The 3,262-nt window shown below is 66.9% G+C and carries 3 protein-coding genes; 2 read left to right on the forward strand and 1 reads right to left on the reverse strand.

What is annotated here, in order from left to right; translation table 11 throughout:
- Positions 1-198 precede the first annotated feature (198 nt).
- Positions 199-789 carry a hypothetical protein gene (locus ACFVJX_RS34375; protein ID WP_384136266.1) on the forward strand — a complete coding sequence of 197 codons (591 nt, stop codon included), beginning with the start codon at positions 199-201 and terminating at the stop codon, positions 787-789.
- Between the two features lie 42 nt (positions 790-831).
- Here ACFVJX_RS34375 and ACFVJX_RS34380 read toward each other — a convergent pair whose 3' ends face one another.
- Positions 832-1,143: a ferredoxin gene (locus ACFVJX_RS34380; RefSeq protein ID WP_384136264.1), complete on the reverse strand. Its 312-nt coding sequence runs from the start codon at positions 1,141-1,143 to the stop codon at positions 832-834.
- Positions 1,144-1,384: 241 nt separating this feature from the next.
- Here ACFVJX_RS34380 and arc point away from each other — a divergent pair, with 241 nt between their 5' ends.
- Positions 1,385-3,151, forward strand: a complete 1,767-nt coding sequence (gene arc / locus ACFVJX_RS34385) for a proteasome ATPase (protein WP_384136262.1) — start codon at positions 1,385-1,387, stop codon at positions 3,149-3,151.
- Positions 3,152-3,262 lie beyond the last annotated feature (111 nt).

Here is a 3,262-nt window from a genome sequence, read left to right on the forward strand (position 1 = left end):
ACCCGGGAACTCGGCGGCGGCGCCTTTTCGTTGCCCGGAGTCCACGGTGACCGGGCCCGATCCGCCGCGACCCCACCGTTCCACTGCCGTGTGAGGTGTGGCACGATGCTGGCCACCCACACCCCGCCGCCGACGCCCCGCCGACGGCACTGCCCATCGAGGCATTCCGCACCACAGGAACCACAGGAGACATCCCGCGTGCAGACCTCCGCGCTCCCGGACCTCGCGCACACCGACACGACGACGATGCACTGGCTCGCCACAGCCGCGGCCATGGCCGCCGTCGTCGCGGCAGCAGGCCTGCTCCAGCCCGACACGGCGGCATCGGCCTCCACAGCGCCCCACCGGACCGTCGTGCAGCACGGCTCGGAGACCGTCGCGCCGCCGGACCCCGAGCGTGCGGCGTTCCCGCTGCAATGCGGCAGCGTCGGCAGCACGGTCGCCAAACAGGCCCCGGGAGACCTCGACGGCGACGGCCGGCCGGAGACCGTCGCGGTGGTCCACTGCGCGGCCGGATCCGGTACCCCGCCCAGCGGCGTCTACGTCCTCACACAGGCGAGCGGGGCCGCACCGAGAATCGTCGCGACCCTCGTGGACCCCGGCCTGAAGCTGAGCGTGGGTGACTTCACCGTGCGTGACCGTGTCGTCTCGGCCACCCTCCTCGGCTACTCATCGCCCTCGGTCCCGTCCTGCTGCCCCGACCAGCAGGAGAAGGTCACCTGGCAGTGGCAGAACGGCGCCTTCGTACGGACGAGCCAGTCGAGCGACGCGGCGGACGGAAGCGCCTGACCGGTCGTCCGGCGCAGCCGCCGCGCCCCCCGAGCCGGAGGGTCAGGCGGCCTCGGGCCCGAACACCTCGACGCTGTCCGAAACGCGTCGTACATGAATGCAGTCGCCCGGGCACTCCTTGGCCGAGTCGACGACGTCCTGGAGGAGCGGCAGCGGCACCGGGGTGGTCGCCCCCTTGTCCTGCAACAGCTCGTCCGCGTCGCTCTTCACATACGCGAGCCCGTCGATGTCCAGCTCGAAGACCTCGGGCGCGTACTGCACACAGATGCCGTCACCCGTGCAGAGGTCCTGGTCGATCCAGACCTCCAGGTCCTGAGCCTCGCCACCGGTGGGAGCGTCCTGCTGCGCGGTCATTTCGCCTGCCGTTTCCTGCGTATCCGAACCAAAAAAAGCCAGCCCTGACGGGTGTTGAACACTTCGACGATACAACCGGCCGCTTTCCGATGTTGAAGGGTGGGTATTCCCCTCACACGAGGGAGAGCGCAAGGGTGAAGATCGGACACACCCCGCAGTCTTTGTGATCTAGGGGTTTCAATCATCACCCACCCAGGTAGGGTCAGGAAGCGTCCAGCTCCCCTTGGAGGAGGTGAGGACCGTGGCAGCCCACGACGACGACAACAACCGCGGCATCCGGCCCGGGCGGGGGTCCGATGACCCAGCCGGCCAGGTCGCCTATCTTGAGCAGGAAATCGCCGTCCTGCGACGTAAGCTCGCCGACTCTCCGCGCCATACGAGGATTCTCGAAGAGCGGATCGTCGAGTTCCAGACCAACCTTGCAGGCGTGTCCGCCCAGAACGAGCGGCTCGCCAACACACTCCGAGAGGCCCGCGACCAGATCGTGGCCCTCAAGGAGGAGGTCGACCGGCTGGCACAGCCACCGGCCGGTTTCGGTGTGTTCCTGCAGGGCAACGAGGACGGCACCTGCGACATCTTCACCGGGGGCCGCAAGCTCCGGGTGAACATCAGCCCAAGCGTTGAGCTCGAGGACCTCCGGCGCGGCCAGGAAGTCATGCTCAACGAAGCGCTCAACGTGGTCGACGCCATGGAGTTCGAGCGGGCCGGGGACATCGTCACCCTCAAGGAAATCCTTGAGGACGGCGAACGTGCCCTGGTGATCGGGCACACCGACGAGGAACGGGTGGTGCGGCTCGCCGAGCCCCTGCTGGACATCACCATCCGCCCCGGCGACGCCCTGCTGCTCGAACCCAGGTCCGGCTACGTCTACGAAGTCGTTCCCAAGAGCGAGGTCGAAGAGCTCGTCCTCGAAGAAGTCCCGGACATCGACTACAACAAGATCGGTGGACTGGGCGACCAGATCGAGCTGATCCGTGACGCGGTCGAGCTCCCCTACCTGCACCCAGACCTCTTCAAGGAGCACGAGCTGCGGCCACCGAAGGGCATCCTGCTCTACGGCCCGCCCGGCTGCGGCAAGACACTCATTGCCAAGGCCGTCGCCAACTCCCTCGCGAAGAAGGTCGCCGAAGTCACCGGCCAGCCGGCCGGAAAGAGCTACTTCCTCAACATCAAGGGTCCGGAACTCCTCAACAAGTACGTCGGCGAGACCGAGCGGCACATCCGCCTGGTCTTCCAGCGTGCCCGCGAGAAGGCGAGCGAGGGTACCCCCGTCATCGTCTTCTTCGACGAGATGGAGTCGCTCTTCCGTACCCGCGGATCCGGCGTCAGCTCGGACGTGGAGAACACCATCGTCCCCCAGCTGCTCGCCGAGATCGACGGTGTCGAGGGCCTGGAGAACGTCATCGTCATCGGCGCCTCCAACCGCGAGGACATGATCGACCCCGCGATCCTGCGACCCGGCCGCCTCGATGTGAAGATCAAGATCGAGCGTCCGGACGCGGAGGCCGCGAAGGACATCTTCGCGAAGTACCTCACGCCTTCGCTGCCCCTGCACGCGGACGACCTGGCCGAGCACACCGGCTCGAAGGAAGCCGCCGCCCACGCCATGATCCAGTCGGTCGTCGAGCGGATGTACACCGAGTCCGAGGAGAACCGCTTCCTCGAGGTCACGTACGCCAACGGCGACAAGGAGGTCCTGTACTTCAAGGACTTCAACTCCGGCGCGATGATCCAGAACATCGTCGACCGGGCCAAGAAGATGGCCATCAAGGCCTTCCTCGACCAAGGCCAGAAGGGCCTTCGCGTCTCCCACCTCCTCCAGGCATGCGTGGACGAGTTCAAGGAGAACGAGGACCTGCCGAACACCACCAACCCGGACGACTGGGCCAGGATCTCCGGCAAGAAGGGTGAGCGGATCGTCTTCATCCGCACACTCGTCACCGGAAAGCAGGGCGCGGACACCGGTCGGTCCATCGACACGGTGGCGAACACCGGGCAGTACCTGTAGAACGCAGAGCGGCTGGGGGTTGCCGGCCGGGGCACCCCCCCCCGGTGCTTTTCGGGCAGCAGCCGGGGCACCCGGGCCAAGACGGAAAATATATACCCCCCACCACCCAGG

Source organism: Streptomyces sp. NPDC127177, assembly GCF_042672475.1.
Lineage (GTDB): Bacteria > Actinomycetota > Actinomycetes > Streptomycetales > Streptomycetaceae > Streptomyces.

Bases quoted from the DNA above. Each gene is read 5' to 3' on its own strand.
- ACFVJX_RS34380 (WP_384136264.1), bottom strand. From the start codon at position 1,143: ATGACCGCGCAGCAGGACGCTCCCACCGGTGGCGAGGCTCAGGACCTG.